The organism is Actinoplanes sp. NPDC051859 (assembly GCF_044452725.1).
In the GTDB taxonomy this organism is placed as follows: domain Bacteria; phylum Actinomycetota; class Actinomycetes; order Mycobacteriales; family Micromonosporaceae; genus Actinoplanes.
In genome coordinates this window covers 131,959-148,975 of record NZ_JBITBX010000013.1, presented here as the reverse complement: position 1 = coordinate 148,975, position 17,017 = coordinate 131,959, and the positions used below count along the sequence as shown (strand labels likewise).

Here is a 17,017-nt window from a genome sequence, read left to right as displayed (position 1 = left end):
GTTATTCCGGGGATGCGTGCCGGCCCGGCTTCGCGTGGGTGCTGCTGGCGACGAAGCTGGCGATATCTTCCGCGCGGCTGGCGGCGTCGGCGAGATTGGTGCCGATCTCATTGGTCGTGGCGGTCTGCTGCTCGACGGCGGCAGCGATGGACGACTGATTCTGGTTGATCTGGGCGATGACATTCGCAATGTCGTTGATGGCGCCCGCCGTGGACTCGCTGAGCTGCTGCACCGCCATGATCTGGGTGTTGACGTTCTCGGTGGCGTCCTTGGTCTGCCGGGACAGTTCTTTGACCTCACCGGCGACGACGGCGAAGCCCTTACCGAGCTCCCCGGCGCGAGCTGCTTCGATGGTGGCGTTCAGGGCGAGAAGGTTGGTCTGCTCGGCCACCGCGGTGATCGTCCGGACGATCTCGGTGATCTGCTGGGACGCGGCGCTGAGCTTGCTCATGGTTTCCGTGGCGGTATCGACGGCGCTGACGGCAGTCGCGACGGTGTTGCTCGCCTCGGCGGCATTGCGGGCGATCTCGTTCACGCTGGCGATCATCTGTTCGGTGGCGCTGGCGACCGCGGTGATCCGGTGACTGACCTCTTGCGTCTCGCTGAGCCGGGCGGCGAGGGCCGCGGCGCGTTCCTCAGAGGCTTTCTTCTGCGAGACCTCTTCCCAGGAGACGACGTAGCCGATCAGCGTGCCGTCGGGCTTGGTGATGCCGTTGATCCGCGTGTCGAGGGTGACCTTGCCGAAGCTGAATTCCGCATGGTGCGGCAGCCGCGACGGATCTTGCAGGATCTTCTCCACGCGGCTGGGATCCTTGTGGAACCGGTGGATGCTTCCGCCCAGCAGCTGGCCGCTGCTCACCCCGAAGATCTCCTGCACCTCGGGCCCCACCAGCTGCATCGTCTGCGCGGCCTTGGGATTCATGTAGATCAGATTGAGCTGGGGATCGGCGATGAAGATGTTCGCCTGCACGCAGTCCAACGCGGCGCGGGCGGCCTGAATGTCATCGAGGAGGGCGGTGTCGGGTGTCGCCGTAACGGTGTCGGGTTCGACGAGCGGGTTGCGGGAACGCGTCAGCCACATGACAGCGGGCTCCGCTTCGTCGCCGCGTTCCATCCGGGTTTGCTCATCTGCTCCACGCTGCCCTTCTGGGGGAAGGACCCGGCGGCGGTGGCAAGGCTGCTGCCTGAGCCGCGGGCCCCGGTGTCGATCTCGACGACGGATGCTCGATGCATCCCAGTGTCGGGGATGGGAGCCCGGCTCACCGTCGAATACGCAGATCCTCCGTCCGCGCCGGGCGGACCGACCCGGTCTGGGCCGGTCCGCCCGGTCGTCAGGGTGCCGAGGTCAGCTGCGGACCCGCTCCATCTTCACGACCTTGCCCTTCCAGGGGCAGAACCGCTCGGAGTTCCACCAGCCCGCCTCGAGGTAGGCCGGCCGGCCATCGCACAGCTCCATGCTCCGGTCGGCGATGGTCACGTCATTGGGGTCCAGGTGCCAGCCCCAGGGGGAGTTCTTGTCCCACTTCGACCACACGATCTTGCCGTTGACGTGGGCGTTGCTCTCGCCGCGCAGAACCGCGAACGCGGCCTGAATGTCTTCGCGGTCCACCAGCTGCACGCGGAAGCTGTTGGACTTTTCGCCCGCGACGGTGGTCGGCATCTGGACGGTGGCGATGTAGCCGCCCCGCGGCGCGGGCGCGGTGGTGGCCGCGGCGACCGGCGTAGCAGCAGCCGCGAGGCCGGCGGTGGCGACCAGTGCGGCCAGGGCGACCTTCATGGTGGAACGCATGGTTCTCCCTTGTTGGGCATTCTTCGGTGAATGGGCTCGTGACCCGGAGAGCAGCTAACCATGCTTTTCGGAGAATGGAATAAGGCCCTGCGATATGTCGATGACTATCGAATGTGATAGGACGTATTTGACCTCCAACTCGACAGCAGAGTGCCATTATTCAGGTGTCCCGCTAGCTGAATATCTATTCATTGTCATGGGCCTGTGGACCCATTTTCAGCAAATGCAGTTTGGCGATTGTGCCCATTCTCATCCCGACCTGCGGGCGGCGGAACCGCCCCCCGGTTCCCCAGCTGAACAGGTTGGGCTTTCTTTCCGGCTCCGGTCGGCGGCTACGACGATCTCCCTGACGGCCCGGACTGGTACCCGTTGCGGCTGATGGGGCCGAATGCCCGCTTCGGCGGTGACCACGGCGGCGTCACGTTGCACCCGCCGCAGCACGAGGCGCTGCTGCCGGCCGGTGACGAGACAGCGGTGTCCGCCATCGCCTCGATCCTGGCGGGGCTTCCGCCCACCGCTCGCGGCGAGGCGATCCTGGAGGCTCCTCAGGACGCCCGAACTCGGCCTTGATCGGCGGGCCGTCGCGTCCACCGGCTATTGGCGGACCGGCCGCGCTGAACAGGGCCAAGTCACCCGCAATTCGCTCATAACGGACAGCAGCGCTCAGTCGTGCGGCAGTACCGCCGATCATGAAAGGGGACTCGGCGAGGACGCGAGGTGTCGTGTGACAGGCGATCTGACCGGCTTGGTGACGGAGGGTCTGCTCGGCCACGGCGCGCACACCGTGGTGCAGACCGCGCGCCGAGGCAACCACCGGTACGCCGTCAAACAACTGCGGGACGCCGCGGACGAGACAGCCGCCCTGCTGACGTTCCAGCGGGAGGCGGCCCTCCTGGCCTGCGTCGACCATCCCGGCGTGGTCCGCGCCCGCGCCGCCGGCCTGTACGAGGGCCGCGCCGCTCTCGTCACCGAGCTCATCGACGGCCGCCCGCTGGCCGAACTGCTCGCCGACGGACCGCTGTCGCAGGCCCGGACCGGCCGGCTCGGTATGGAGCTTGCCGGAGCGCTGAGCGCGGCCCACCGCACCGGGCTGGTGCACCGGGATATCAAGCCCCACAACATCATCGTGCCCAGCGCCGGACCGGCGGTCCTGATCGACTTCGGGCTGGCCGCCCGCGACAACCACACCGACGCCGAGCACACCGCCGTCGGCACCTTCAGCTACACCGCTCCCGAGCAGACCGGCATGCTCAAACGCCCAGTGGACGGCCGCTCCGACCTGTATTCCCTCGGCGTGGTGCTGTTCGAATGCCTCATCGGGAAACCGCCGTTCACCGCGTCCAGCGTCGGTGAACTCCTGCGTCTGCACACCGTCGCGCCCGCACCAGATGTCCACGCGCTCCGACCGGAGATCGACGCCGAGTTCGCGGAGATCGTGGCGCGGCTGTTGGCGAAAGACCCCGATGACCGCTATCCCGACGCGTCAGCGGTCCTCGCGGCGCTGCAACGCGCGGCGGGCGACAAAGCCACCGCGCCGGCGTCGCCCGCCCTGGTCGGACGCGAAGGCGAACAGGCTGTCTTGACCGCCCGCCGGACCACCGCACAATCCGGCACCGGAGGTGTCGCGGTCGTGTACGGGCCGGCCGGCTCCGGCCGGAGCGCTCTAGCCGCGCAGCTCACCGACCATGCGGGACTGACCCTGCACGCGCGATGCCTGCCCGACGTGGAGGCACCGATCGCGGCACTGCGGGCAGCCGTCGAGGATCACCTGCGCCAGCTGGACCGGCTTGCCCCCGAGCAGCGCGACACAGCCCACGCCCAGCTTCGCCGTGCTGCCGAGAAGGCTGGCGCTGCGCTGGTGCGCACGATGTCTCCGGCCCTCGCCGACCTGCTCGCCGACCTGCCGGACGAGCCCTCGGACGGGCGCGACGAGCGGCTGGCCGCCGCGCTTGCCACCTTCCTGGCCGAGCTGTCCCGCGAACACGGCGGCGCGGTGCTGGTGCTTGACGACGCGCACTGGCTCGACCCGGCCGCCCAGCGCGTGCTGACCACCCTCGCCGCCGACCTCGCGCAGGTGCCCCTGCTGGTCGTGCTGACCGCTCCCACCGACGACGACCTTGCGACCATACGGGCCACCTGCGGACCGGCGTGGGACACCACCGTACGGCTGGCACCACTCGCCGAACCCGAGGTGGCCGCCCTGCTGCAGACCCGGCTGCCCGGCGCCGCCGTACCCGCGGAATTGGTCGCCCATGTGACAGCCCGCAGCGGAGGGCTGCCGCTGGCGGCAGTGGAGTACGTGCGAACCCTGGCGGACCACGGCCTGCTGACCCCGCACTGGGGTGCCTGGGTCTTCGACGCCGAGCGCCTGCACGAGCTGCCCGCCGGAACTGGTCAGGACCTGGTCGTAGCCCGGCTGGCCGAGGTCGACCAGGCACACCGCGCCGTCCTGCGGGTCGCGGCGGCGGTCGGCGTCCGGTTCCGCTTCGACGTGGTGGAGCACGTCAGCGACCTGCCGGCCGACCTCGTCGCGGAGGCGGTGGGCGCCGCCATCGCCGGCGGACTGGTCGAGGGCGGGGCTGATGGACGCTACGCGTTCGTCCATCCCGCGGTGACCGAGGCGCTGCTGGCCGACTTGGACCCGGCACAGGCGGCCCAGCTGCACCACCGCCTCGCCACGAGCCTGGAACAGTTGGCACCCGCCACGCCGGACGCCGCGCACATTTACGCCGTGGCATATCACTACGCGCACGGCGGGGCGGCCACCGATGCGGAGGCCCGCTACCGCAGCGCGGTCGCCGCCGGTCACCAGGCGCTGGCCGATCGGGCACCAAGCGACGCGGTCACCCACCTGGAACGCGCCCGAGACACGGCCACGCAGCGCGAACGGCCGCTGCCGACCGAGGTCGCGCACGCCCTGGCCTTGGCCTACCTGCGGACAGCTCGCTTCGAGTCGGCGCGCGAACTGCTGCGGACGACGCTCGACGCCGAAACGGACCCGGCGCAACGGTCCCGGCTGTGGAGCACCCTCGCCGAAGTGGAGCATGATGCCTTCGCCGGCGCTGCCGCGGTGGCAGCAACCACCTGTGCCCTCGCCGAACTGGGCCACCCGGTACCCCGCAACGCTCTGGCCCGGTTGACGACCGCTCTCGGCAGCGCCATAGCCGGCGCAGCGGTCCGCCGCACCGGTCTCGGCGCCGGAACGGCAGCCGGCGAACACCGCGCCGACCTGGAACGCCGGGCGATGCTGCTCTACGGCGCTGGCTACGGCGCGGCGACCGTCCAGCAGGTCGTGCTGGCAATCCTGTTCCTGCTCCGAGCGCTGTACCCGGTCAATCGCCTGGGACCGAGCCACGCCTACGCCCGGGTGTACGCCCTGCTCGGCTACGTCCTCGGATTGGCGAAGTTGCACCGGCCGGCCGGCCGCTGCCTGGCCCGGGGTGTGGCGACCGCCGAACAGCTCGGCGATCCGGCGCTGACCGCGTTCGTGCGCTGGCTGGTGGGCATGAACAGGTTCGTCACCGGCGCCGACGACGGCACGGAATGGGAGCGGGCGATCCACCGCGACGCCCGCTGGCTCGACCCGCCCCAGTTTTTGTTCAGCTACAGCTTCCTTGGCATCCGCAAGCTGCTCTGCGGCCACGTGGAGCAGTCCCGGGCCGCACATGAGCGGGGTCTGTCGCTGCTACCACCGGGCACCACCCGGCTCGCGGCCGACTACTTTTCGCTGCTTGGCGTGCTGGGCCCCGCGATGCAGGGTCGGCCGGCCGAGGCTGCCCGCGCGCTGAGCGCCGTCCGCGCGGCTGTGCCGCCGGACGCTACCCCCGGCGAGCGGGGCAACATCGCGGTAGCCCAGCTGTGCGTCGTCGTCGAAGAGGGTGAGTTCGGTGCGCCGTTCGAGGCGGCGATCGCCGAGTTCGAGGCGCTGCGGCTGGGCCGGGCCGAGATGTCCGTCATCCACCGTTGGTTCTACGTCCTGGCCGCGGTCGGCCGGCTGACCCAGTGCCGGTTCGCCGCCCCGGATGACCGCCCAGCCCGGCTCGCGGCCGCGAAGCGGGCGATCCGGGACCTCGGTCGGGTCGCGGTCACGCCGTTGTCCAAAGCTATCCACGGGCTGACAGGCGCGGCGCTGCTGGAACAGTCCGGCAAGCCGGCCGCGGCGCTGACCGCGGTGACCCGCACCGAACGCCACACCTGGGCGCTCGACGCACCCCTGCTGGAGTTCGACGCGGCCCGGATCCGCGCCCGCGCCCTGCGCCAACTCGGCCAGCACGGAGCCGCGGAACGGCAGGCTCAGCAGGCACACCAGCTCGCCGAGACGCAAGGCTGGGACCACCGAGCCCGGCAGGTACGCGCGGAGTTCGGGGTGAACACCACGCCCCAGGCCGGGCGCCACTCGTACGCCCACTCCGCCACCGTCGACCCGCACCGCAACCGCAGGCTGGAAGCGCTGCAACAGATCAGCGTCGCGGCGGCCACCGTCCTCGACCCGACGGACCTGGCCCGGGTAGCGCTCGACGAAACGCTCCGCATCCTGGGCGCCGAGCGGGCGCTGCTGTTCGTGTGCGAGGACGATGGCACCCTCCGGCGGTTCGCCGGCCGCGACGCCGCCGGCACGGACCTCCAAACGGTCACCGACTATGGATCCACCCTGCTGGAACGGGTACGCGAGTCGGGTCAGGCCGTGGTGGTCACCGGCACCGAGCACGGCGCGGCGCTGGGCTCGCGCAGTGTGGTGGCGCACGGCCTGCGCAGCATCATCGTCGCCCCGGTGTTGCAGGGCGGCCGGCTCACCGGCGTGGTGTACCTCGACAGCCGGCTGGCTCGGGGCATCTTCACCGAAGCCGACGCGGACGTGCTCACCGCGATTGTCAGCCACGTCGCGGTCGCCCTCGAAACGGCCCGCGCCGCCCAGCTCGATGCCGACGTGCGGACTGCGCGTCGCCAGCAGGAGGTCGCCGAGCTCCTCCGCACCAGCCTCGCGGAGTTGGGCGCGCTGCACGACCCGCGCGAGGTCCTGGACCGACTGTTCGCCACCCTCGTCGAGTGGTCCGCCGCGGTCGGCGGCTGCCTGATGCGCGCTGAGGACAGCCTCCTGACCGTCATTGCCACCCGGGGCGCAGTCGACGCTGGGTTGCTCGGCACCGAGCTCGACCTGGCCTCCGCCACGGACTTCGCGGCGCAGCTAGCCACGGGTCGACCGGAGAACGCGCCGGCTCCGGCCGAGCTGACCGGGCCGCTGGCCGCGGATGCGCCGGCGCTGACCGTACCGATCATGGCGCGGGATCGGCTGGTCGCCGTGGTCTTCCTCCCCGGGGCCGACCTGGATGCACCCGGTCGGGAGGTCGCGGCCGCCCTGGCAAGCCAGGGTGCCAGCGCCTACGACAACGCCGAACTGTTCAGCCGGGTGCAGGAACTCGCCACCACGGACGGGCTGACCGGCGTGACGAACCGCCGCCACTTCCACGACCTCGCCGACACCTTGGTCAACGTCGCCCGCCGCGGCGACCGCAAGCTCGCCGCGATCATGCTGGACATCGACCACTTCAAGAAGGTCAACGACACGTACGGCCACGGCGCCGGGGACGATGTCATCCGGGAGGTGGCCCGCCGGGTCGGTGTCAGCGTCCGCCAGTCCGACGTGCTCGGACGCTACGGCGGCGAAGAATTCGCGATCGTGCTGCCCGACTGCGGCGGCGAGGAACACCTGGTGGCTGAGCGCATGCGCGCCCTGGTTGCCGCCGACCCGATCGCCACCCGGGCCGGTCCCGTCGCCGTGACCGTCAGCCTCGGGATGGCCCGGCTGAATCCGGCCGACGACGACCTGGACATGCTGCTGGCCCGAGCGGACCACGCCCTCTATCGAGCGAAGGAAGGGGGCCGGAACCAGGTCGCCCTGGACTGAGCTTTCCCGCGCCGGGCGCGTCCGCTCAGGCCGCCACCGCGACCGGTTCGGTGAGCATCGCCGCGAGGTCCGCGGCGGGCATCGGCCGATAGAAGTGGAAGCCCTGCACCAACGAGCACTGCAGATCGCGCAGCACGTCGGCCTGGGCGGCGGTTTCCACGCCCTCAGCCACCGTGGTCAGCCGCAGGCTGGCGCCCAGGTCCACGATCGCCCGGGTGAGCGTCAGATCATCGGCCCGGGCACCCGCGTCGCCGCGGTCCGGCGGAATGAACGCGCGGTCGATCTTCAGAATGTCGACCGGCAGCTGCCGCAGGTAGGACAGCGACGAATAGCCCGTGCCGAAGTCGTCGATCGCCACCCGGACGCCCCACCCGCGGATCTCGACCAGCCGGGCGACAACCTCATCGGCCTCCGCCGTCGTGGAAGCAACCAGATCGGTCTCGGTGATCTCGATGGTCAGCGCGTGCGCCGGCAGCCCGGTGTCGTGCAGCACCCGCCGAACGGTCGCCGGGAATCCGGGATCGCGAAGCTGCGGACCGGCCACGTTGACCGACACCGTGGTGCCGTGGCGCTCGAACCAGGGCAGTGCTTCGGTGCAGGCTTGGCGCAGCACCCAGTCTCCGATGGCCCCGATCAGCCCGCTCTGCTCCGCGATCGGGATGAACGCGTCCGGCGGCACCGGTCGGCCACCCGGCGGAGTCCAGCGCAGCAGCGCCTCGACTCCGCGGACGGTCCCGGTCGCCAGGTCCACCAGCGGCTGGTAGTGCAGCACGAACTCGTTGTCCCGCAGCGCGCGGCGCAGCCCCGCCACCGTCTGGGCGTAGTCCTGGCGCTCGCTGAGCAGCCGGTCGGTGTAGACGGCGACCTGATTCTTGCCGGCGCCCTTGGCGGCGTACAACGCCAGGTCGGCGTCCCGCAGCGAGTCGGCGACCGTCGCCGGTGCCCGGACCGTGTGCAGGCCGATGCTGGTGGTCAGCGACAGCTCCGCGCCGTCGACCTCGAACGGCTGGCGGATCGACTCCAGCACGGCGGTGGCGACGGCGACCGTACGCTCGGGTGTCGTCTCCTCCAGCATGATGACGAACTCGTCGCCGCCGAGTCGGGCCAACGTGTCACCCTCGGACAGCAGCGTGCCCAGCCGCGCGGCGACCGCGATGAGGAGCTCGTCGCCGACCGGGTGGCCGAGGGTCTCGTTGACGTCCTTGAAGCCGTCCAGGTCGAGCAGCAACAGGCCGTGCGCGCCGCCGGTCCGCCGGGCCAGGGCATGGCCGAGCCGCTCCTGCAGCAGCAGCCGGTTGGCGAGGCCGGTGAGCGGGTCGTGCAAGGTCTGGTGGCTCAGCCGGTCCTGCAACGCGCGCTGTTCCGCCAGAGCGGCAGCGAGTTCCTCGGCCTGGGCGGCGAAGGCAAGTGCGCGGGCGGTGGCTGCCCGGGCGAACTGTTGCTGCCGGATCACCAGCAACGTCGACATGGCTGCGGTTGCGGTCAGCGGGACCAGGATGTCCGCCAGCTCCGCCTGCCCGGCGATCAACTCGTCGAGCAACGAGGCCGCGGTGACGGCCGGGCCCAGCAGAGCGAGCACGATCTGCACCGTAGGCTGCACGCCGGCGCTCAGGCGTAGCCGCAGCGGGCCAGCGTCGGTGGGGCGGGCGATCGACGGGTGCATGGCGGCGGTACCCGCGACGACCAGCCCGAGAAGCCAGCCGGCGGAGGATACGGGGTTGTGGGCGACCTGCCCGGTGACGCTGCCGACGACATGCGCGAAATGCACCAGGTCGGCCACGGTCAGCAGGCCGGACATCGCAGCGGCCAACAGATGCGCCATCGGGGGAGTGGACCCGGTGAACAACAGCCGGCCGGCGACCGTCACGACCGCCAGGTCAAAGATGGGGAACGCCATCGCCACCGCCAGCCGAGCGGCGCTCAGCGGGCTTCCGTCCAGGAAGCCGTCGATGACCAACGTCCACATCAACACCGCCACCCCGCTGGTGACGATGGCGGCGTCCAACATGCCACTGCGCCGCGTCCGCTTGCCGGCCATCGTCCACAGTGAGGCGATCAACAAGGGATACGCGCTGAGGTAGATCAGGTCGCCCACCGACCCGAACGGGATCCGCTGCCCGGTGACCGCGAACTCCACCGTCCAGTACACGTTGGCGGCGGTAGCCATCAGCACCGCGCTGACCAGCAACCACCACGGCCGGGCCAGCGCGGGCCGGTGCAGCCGAATGCCGAAGATGGCTACCGCGATGGAGGCGATGCCGACCGCGCCGTACAGCGCCTGCGTGGCGCCCCAGGGCAGGAACGGGCCGACCAGCACGGCGAGGCCGCCGACACCGCTCACGTACCGCCAGGCGTACCGGCGGAGCCCGGCCGGCCCCGTCTCGGCCGCAGTGGTCGACACCATGTCGTCCGTCCCTTCCCCCGGTCAACCCCATGGATACGCGGCGTCGGTTGCAGGCCGGGTGCGGGCGAGGCTGAGGATGAGTAGCGTTCGCTGTCTGCGCTCAGTCGCCGGTCGGCGAGGTCGTGGCGAGCGCCACCGCGTGAACCACGACGAAGAACATCACGAACACCGCAGCGGACAGTGCCACTGTCAACCCGGCGACGAGCCCTGCCCGGCCGCGGAGCCATCCGATGGCGGCCAGACCGACGCCCCAGGGCAGCAGAGACAGCAGTGCGACGAGCCCCGGCGCCGTTATGCCGGGTCCTGGGCGCCCGGCGCCCCAGACGGCGGGCATCAGCAGGGCCACGAGGATGCCGATCGCGACGTACCACGGCCGGGCCGGTAGCAAGCTGCGCCATCCCTTTGTCGGTTCCCGCCATGATGCCGGGTCGTCAACGATGAACACTCCCGCTCCGATGAGCCCCACCGCCGCGGCGGTGGTGATCACGACGGCGGGGTTGTCCTGCAGCAGGGCGGCGACTTCACCCACCGGAGCTGCGCCTCGGGACATCACCCACCCGGCAGCGGACACATGTACGGCCACAACGGCTGCGGCCGCGGCACGTCCTTCGTACGCTTTCGATGGCGGCACCTGCTGCTGCGTTCGCACGCCAAGCTCACTGCTCACCTACTGATCAACGCGTGCGGAGTTGGCACGATCTGGCGGGAATCGAAAAAGGGGGCAAACCGGTAGTGCGCACGAACTTCTTGTGGCGCCAGCCACCCATCCAGTAGATTTTTCTGCGATACCCACACCTAGCAGCGGTTTTTCCACCCCTGCGCCCTTGCCGACAGGAGAGTTCCCCGTGGCCGAGCGCTTCCGGGTCACTTATGCGACCTTGTCCGCGGACAACGAAGAGCTGCACCAGGCGTACGACGCCGGGGCCGCCCAGGCTCGCGGCTGGCTCGGTGCGGAGCTGACGCCGTTCGTCGACGGCGCCGCGCGCGCCGGTGTCGACCCGGCGGAGATTTTCAGCCCGAACGACACCACGCTGAAGCTGGCGACCGTCACCGCCGCTACCGACGCCGACGTCGACGACGCGGTGGGTGCCGCTCGGGCCGTGTTCCCGGCCTGGTCGGCGACGCCGTGGCAGGAGCGGGTCGCGCTGCTGCGCCGGGCCGCCGACCTGATCAGCGAGCGGTCGAACGAGCTGGCCGCGCTGATGACCATGGAGGTGGGCAAGAACCGCCTCGAGGCGTTGGGTGACGTCGAGGAGTCGGCGGATCTGATCCGCTACTACTGCGACAGCTACGAGCAGCACGACGGTTTCGACAAGCCGATGGCGACGATCGCGCCGAAGGAGTCGACTCGCAGCATCCTCAAGCCGCATGGCGTGTGGGGCGTGATCAGCCCGTTCAACTTCCCGATGGCGTTGGCCGCCGGCCCGGTCGGTGCGGCCCTGGTCGCCGGTAACACGGTCGTGCTCAAGCCGAGCCTGCAGGGCACGTTCTCGGCGTGGAAGTTCTTCGAGTGCCTCACCGACGCCGGCCTGCCCACCGGCGCCGCGAACTTCGTGTCCGGCGGTGATGGCCCCGGCCGTGCCCTGGTGGCGCACGACGAGGTGGCGGGACTGACCTTCACCGGCTCGTACGAAACCGGCATGTCGGTCATTCGGGACTTTACTCGGGCGTACCCGAAGCCGGTCATCGCCGAGATGGGCGGCAAGAACGCCACGATCATCTCCGCGAAGGCTGACCTGGAGCGCGCGGTGAGCGGCGTGGCCCGCTCCGCATTCGGCCTTTCCGGGCAGAAGTGCTCGGCCTGCTCCCGGGTCTACGTCGCCCGCGAGCACTATGACGAGTTCGTGACCCGGCTTGCCGAGCGCGCCGACTCGCTGGTTGTCGGCGACCCGCTGACCCGCGATGCCTACCTCGGCCCGGTCATCGACGCCGCCGCGGTGCAGCGCTACCGCGACGCTGTCGCCCACGCCGGCAAGGTCGGCCGGGTCGTCACCGGCGGCGAGGAGCTCGCCGGCAAGGACGGCCGCCCCCAGGGTCACTACCTGGCACCGACCGTGGTCGCCGATGTGGCGCTCGACGACGAGCTGTTCTCCCGTGAACTGTTCGTACCGTTCGTCGCGGTCGCGCCGGTCGATTCGATCGAAGAGGGCATCGCGCTCGCCAACGCCCTGCCGCTCGGTCTGACCGCCGGTTTCTTCTCCACCGACGACACCGAGGTCGCGCTGTTCCTCGACCGCATCGAAGCCGGTGTCGTCTATGTCAACCGTCCGGCCGGCGCCACCACGGGCGCGTGGCCGGGTGTGCAGCCCTTCGGTGGTTGGAAGGGCTCGGGCAGCTCCGGCAAAGCCGGCGGCGGTCCCTACTACGTCCAGCAGTATCTCCGCGAACAATCTCAAACGGTGGTGTCCTGATGACCGCAGCTCCTTCCTGGTTCGACCCGAAGCGCCCGCAGCCGGACCTCGTCACCGACGTGCCCGGCCCCGAGGCCAAGGCCGTGCTGGACCGTGACACGGCCATCACGAGCCCGTCGCTGCCGCGTGCCTACGCCATCGCCCCGCGCCGTGGCTACGGCAGCGTCATCGAGGACGTCGACGGCAACCTGTTCCTCGACTTCAACGCGGGCATCGCCGTCAACTCGACCGGCCACGCCCACCCGACGGTCGTCGCCGCGGTCAAGGAGCAGGCCGAGAACCTGCTGCACTACTCGGCCAGCGACTTCTACCTGCCGGTCTACAGCCAGATGTGCGAGACCCTGGCCGCGACCGCGCCGATGGACGGCAAGGTCCGCGTCTTCCTCACCAACTCCGGTGCCGAGGCCGTCGAAGGCGCGCTCAAGCTGTCGCGCTACGCGACCGGCCGCCAGTACGTCATCAGCTTCTTCGGCTCGTTCCACGGCCGCACCTACGGCGCGATGACGCTGACCGGCTCGAAGTCCAAGTACCACAAGGGCTTCGGTCCGCTGCTGCCCGGCGTGCTGCACGCCCCGTACGCCCCGGCGTCGCTGGACTACATCGAGGACGTGCTGTTCGCGCACCAGGTCGAGCCGACCGAGGTCGCCGCGATCTTCGTCGAGCCGATCCAGGGTGAGGGTGGCTTCATCGTGCCGCCCGCCGGCTGGCTGGCCCGGCTGCGCGAGATCTGCGACAAGCACGGCATCCTGCTGGTCGCCGACGAGGTGCAGTCCGGCATGGGCCGTACCGGCAAGATGTGGGCGATCGAGCACACCGGCGTCAAGCCCGACATCCTGATCAGCGCCAAGGGCATCGCCTCCGGCTTGCCGCTGGGCGCCTTCATGGCCCGCGCCGAGCTGATGGAGAAGTGGGGCGCCGGCGCGCACGGCTCGACGTACGGTGGCAGCCCGGTGCCGTGCGCCGCGGGCATCGCGACCATGAAGGTCATCCAGGAGGAGAACCTGCTGGACAACGCCACGAAGCAGGGCGACTTCCTGCTCGCCGGCCTGCGGGAGCTGCAGAAGAAGTTCCCGGAGACCGTCATCGACGTCCGCGGTGTCGCGCTGATGATCGGCGTGGAGTTCCCGACCGGCGCGATCGCCGAGCGGGTTCAGGACGCCGCGTTCCGGCGGGGCCTGCTGGTCCTCGAAGCCGGCGTCAACGCCGTACGCATGTCGCCGCCGTTGGTCCTCACCCGCGAGCAGGCCGAGACCGGTCTGCGGCTCTTCGGTGAGGCTGTGGCGGAGGTTGCGGGCCAGGCGAGCGCATGAGCAAGCTCGCCACGATGGCCGACGCCATCGGATCTCTGGTCCGCGACGGCGACACCGTGGCGATCGAGGGCTTCACCCACCTGATCTCCTTCGCGGCCGGGCACGAGATCATCCGGCAGCGTAAGCGGGATCTGACGCTGTGCCGGCTCACCCCGGACGTCATCTACGACCAGATGATCGGCGCGGGTGTCGCCTCGAAACTGATCTTCTCCTGGCTCGGCAACCCGGGCGTCGGATCGCTGCACGCGGTCCGGCGCCTGGTCGAGGGGCCCGGACTGGAGATCGAGGAGTACAGCCACTTCGGCATGGTCGGCCGGTACACGGCGGGCGCGGCGAACCTGCCGTTCTACCCGCTGCGCACCTTCGCCGACTGCGACCTGCCCGAGGTCAACCCGAACATCAAGCCGATCACCTCGCCGTTCGACGACGGGGAGACGCTCTACGCGGTGCCGCCGCTCAAGCCGGACGTGGCGATCATCCACGCCCAGCGGGCGGACGCGAACGGCAACACCCAGATCTGGGGCCTGTTGGGCTGCCAGAAGGAGGTCGCCTTCGCGTCCAAGCGGGTCATCGTCGTGGTGGAAGAAGTCGTCGAGGAGTCGGTGATCCGTGCCGACCCCAACCGGGTCGTCGTGCCGGCCATGAAGGTGGACGCGGTGGTGCACTGCCCGCGCGGCGCCCACCCCTCGTACGCCCAGGGCTACTACGACCGCGACAACCGCTTCTACCGCGACTGGGAGCGGATCAGCAAGGACGAGGCCGCGCTCACGGCCTGGCTGGACGAGTGGGTGCACGGCACCAAGGACCACTCGGAGTACCTGGCCAAGCTGGGCGAGCACTACTTCGACGACCTCACACCCGAACCGGCGCCGTCCGGCTCGGTGGACTACGGAGCGTACCGATGAGCTACACCCGTACCGAAATGATGGTCGTCGCGGGTGCCCGGGCGATGGCCGGGCAGAACGTCTGCTTCGTCGGCATCGGGCTGCCGAACATCGCGGTCAACCTGGCCCAGCGCACGGTCAACCCGGGCATGCAGCTGATCTACGAGTCGGGCGTCTACGGCGCCCGGCCCGCCCGGCTGCCGCTGTCCATCGGCGACCCGTGCCTGGTCACCGGCTCCGACATGGTGATGAGCATGGTGGAGCTCTTCCAGTACTACCTGCAGGCCGGGCTGGTCGACCTGGGCTTCCTCGGGGCGGCCCAGCTCGACCGGCACGGCAACATCAACACCACGGTGATCGGTGACTACGCCCACCCGAAGATCCGGCTCCCCGGGTCCGGTGGCGCCTGCGAGATCGCGCAGAACGCCGGCGAGGTCATGGTCCTCATGCGGCAGTCGAAGCGATCCTTCGTGCAGAAGATCGACTTCCGGACCAGCTCCGGCCGGCGGCTGTCGAAGGTCATCACCGACCTCGGTGTCTACACGATGACCGGGGAGGGCGCCGAGCGGCGGCTCGTGCTCACCGGCGTGCACCCCGGCATCTCGGTGGACGACGTGCGGGAGGCCACCGGCTGGGAGGTCGAGGTCGCTGACGATCTCGCCACCACCGAGGCGCCGAGCGACGAAGAGCTGAGGTTGCTGCGCGAGGAACTCGACCCGGAAGGCGCGTACCTGAAATGAGTCACGTGTTCGGCCGGGTGGCCGAGGACGCACCGCGGATCGGCTCGGCGCTGGGCACGCAGATGTGGGACACCGCCGGCAAGCGTTACCTCGACGCCGCCGGCGGTGCCATCGTGGTGGGCGTCGGCCACGGCGAGGCCGCGGTGCTGGACGCCCAGTCCGAGCAGGCCCACGCCGTCGCCTACGCGCACGGCTCGGTGTTCCGCGCCGACGTCCTCGAGGCGTACGCCGACGACCTCGCGGCCGTGCTGCCCCTGGACGACCCGAAGATCTTCCCGGTCTCCGGCGGCAGCGAGGCGGTGGAGACCGCGTTCAAAATGGCTCGCGCTTACCACCTGGCCCGCGGCGAGGACCGGCACGCCATCGTCAGCCGGGTCGGGTCGTACCACGGCAACTCGCGCGGGGCTCTGGACGCATCCGGGCGGGCGTCGCTGCGCAAGCCGTACCTGCCGTGGCTCGGGCACGCCACGCAGACGTCCACACCGTACGAATATCGGTGTGCTTTTCCGGACACCCACCCGGTGGGCTGCGGCGCCCGGCATGCGGCGGCGCTGGCCGAGCTGTTCGAGGCGCAGCCGGTGGCGGCGTTCATCGCCGAACCCATCGCGGGCGCTGCGCTGGGCGCCTGCGTGCCGCCCGATGACTACTGGCCGGCCGTGGCCGAGGTGTGCCGCCGCTACGGCGTGCTGCTCATCGCCGACGAGGTCATGACCGGATTCGGCCGCACCGGCACCTGGTTCGGCGTCGACCACTGGGGGGTGCGCCCCGACATCCTCGTGTCCGCCAAGGGCGCAGCGTCCGGCTACTGGCCGCTGGGCCTCGCCGTCGCCTCGGGACGCGTGCACGACACGATCGCGGAGACCGGTTTCACGCACGGCTTCACGTACTCGCACCACCTGGTCGGCGCCGCCACCGGCCGTGCCGTACTCAAAATCATGCACGACCGGGACCTGGTCACCGCCAGTCACAAGTCGGGGGAGTTGCTGCGCGACACGCTGCACGCCGGGCTGGCCGACTGTGCGCACGTCGGCGACATCCGTGGTCGTGGCCTGCTCGTCGGCGTCGAGATCGTCGCCGACCCCGACACCAAAGCACCGTTCGACCGCGCCGAGAAGATCACCGAGCGGGTCCTGGCCGCGGCCCGGGAGGCCGGGCTGCTGCTGTACGCCGGCACCGGCTGCGCTGACGGCGTGAACGGCGATCTCATCCTGCTCGGTCCGCCTCTGACCACCACCACCGCCGAGATCGAGGAAATCGCCACCGGCACCGCAGCCGCGATCGTGAGCGTCGTGTCGGCTGGTTGACGCGTGCACCCGGACATCCCTGGCCCGTCCGCCAGGGATGTCCGTAGGATGGCTGACGGTGCTGGTTCGCCCGTTCCTGACAGAGCGGGCGTCGTAAGAGGGAACCCGGTGCAAGACCGGGACTGCCCCGCAGCGGTGAGTGGGAACGACCGCCGTCATGAAGCACTGGGTGCCGCCATCGGCGCCTGGGAAGCGACGGCCAGTAGGCGACCGTGATGGTCATGCCCGCAAGTCCGAAGACCTGCCAGTGCTGCGTACGCCGACCGGTGT

General features: G+C 70.3%; 11 protein-coding genes and 1 riboswitch. Of the genes, 7 read left to right on the top strand and 4 right to left on the bottom strand.

Annotated elements, in window-relative coordinates; all coding sequences use genetic code 11:
* Position 1: 1 nt before the first annotated feature.
* Both ACIA1L_RS28245 and ACIA1L_RS28240 read right to left on the bottom strand, forming a co-directional pair.
* The gene (locus ACIA1L_RS28245) at positions 2 to 1,114 is read right to left on the bottom strand and encodes a methyl-accepting chemotaxis protein (protein ID WP_396076017.1); all 1,113 of its coding nucleotides are present in this window, start codon (positions 1,112 to 1,114) and stop codon (positions 2 to 4) included.
* Between the two features lie 231 nt (positions 1,115 to 1,345).
* Positions 1,346 to 1,789, bottom strand: a complete 444-nt coding sequence (locus ACIA1L_RS28240; protein WP_396076016.1) for a hypothetical protein — start codon at positions 1,787 to 1,789, stop codon at positions 1,346 to 1,348.
* A 378-nt stretch (positions 1,790 to 2,167) separates the two neighbouring features.
* Between ACIA1L_RS28240 and ACIA1L_RS28235 the strand changes: the two genes are divergently transcribed.
* Together ACIA1L_RS28235 and ACIA1L_RS28230 are read left to right on the top strand one after the other, a co-directional pair.
* Positions 2,168 to 2,359 (top strand): SIP domain-containing protein, encoded by a 192-nt coding sequence (locus ACIA1L_RS28235; protein WP_396076014.1) that lies wholly within the window; start codon positions 2,168 to 2,170, stop codon positions 2,357 to 2,359.
* 154 nt (positions 2,360 to 2,513) lie between these two features.
* The gene (locus ACIA1L_RS28230; RefSeq protein WP_396076013.1) at positions 2,514 to 7,694 is read left to right on the top strand and encodes a diguanylate cyclase; all 5,181 of its coding nucleotides are present in this window, start codon (positions 2,514 to 2,516) and stop codon (positions 7,692 to 7,694) included.
* A gap of 25 nt (positions 7,695 to 7,719) precedes the next feature.
* Here the strand turns inward: ACIA1L_RS28230 and ACIA1L_RS28225 are convergent, their stop codons facing one another.
* Positions 7,720 to 10,098 (bottom strand): putative bifunctional diguanylate cyclase/phosphodiesterase, encoded by a 2,379-nt coding sequence (locus ACIA1L_RS28225; protein WP_396076012.1) that lies wholly within the window; start codon positions 10,096 to 10,098, stop codon positions 7,720 to 7,722.
* 100 nt (positions 10,099 to 10,198) lie between these two features.
* On the bottom strand, positions 10,199 to 10,747 hold the full coding sequence (locus ACIA1L_RS28220) for a hypothetical protein (RefSeq protein ID WP_396076011.1): 549 nt from the start codon (positions 10,745 to 10,747) through the stop codon (positions 10,199 to 10,201).
* A gap of 196 nt (positions 10,748 to 10,943) precedes the next feature.
* On the opposite strand from ACIA1L_RS28220, the gene ACIA1L_RS28215 reads away from it, so the two are divergent.
* Genes ACIA1L_RS28215 through ACIA1L_RS28195 form a run of 5 tightly spaced genes read left to right on the top strand, consistent with a single transcriptional unit; the run spans position 10,944 to position 16,747 of the window.
* A complete protein-coding gene (locus ACIA1L_RS28215) occupies positions 10,944 to 12,509 on the top strand; it encodes an aldehyde dehydrogenase family protein (protein ID WP_396076010.1) in 1,566 nt (521 codons plus the stop codon).
* A complete protein-coding gene (locus ACIA1L_RS28210; protein WP_396076009.1) occupies positions 12,509 to 13,819 on the top strand; it encodes an aminotransferase class III-fold pyridoxal phosphate-dependent enzyme in 1,311 nt (436 codons plus the stop codon). Before ACIA1L_RS28215 ends, ACIA1L_RS28210 begins: the two co-directional genes overlap by 1 nt.
* On the top strand, positions 13,816 to 14,724 hold the full coding sequence (locus ACIA1L_RS28205) for a CoA transferase subunit A (RefSeq protein WP_396076008.1): 909 nt from the start codon (positions 13,816 to 13,818) through the stop codon (positions 14,722 to 14,724). The genes ACIA1L_RS28210 and ACIA1L_RS28205 overlap by 4 nt, the downstream gene beginning before the upstream one ends.
* A complete protein-coding gene (locus ACIA1L_RS28200; RefSeq protein ID WP_396076007.1) occupies positions 14,721 to 15,443 on the top strand; it encodes a CoA-transferase subunit beta in 723 nt (240 codons plus the stop codon). Before ACIA1L_RS28205 ends, ACIA1L_RS28200 begins: the two co-directional genes overlap by 4 nt.
* Positions 15,440 to 16,747 (top strand): aspartate aminotransferase family protein, encoded by a 1,308-nt coding sequence (locus tag ACIA1L_RS28195; protein WP_396076006.1) that lies wholly within the window; start codon positions 15,440 to 15,442, stop codon positions 16,745 to 16,747. The genes ACIA1L_RS28200 and ACIA1L_RS28195 overlap by 4 nt, the downstream gene beginning before the upstream one ends.
* A 45-nt stretch (positions 16,748 to 16,792) precedes the next feature.
* Positions 16,793 to 17,011, top strand: a riboswitch (cobalamin riboswitch).
* Positions 17,012 to 17,017 lie beyond the last annotated feature (6 nt).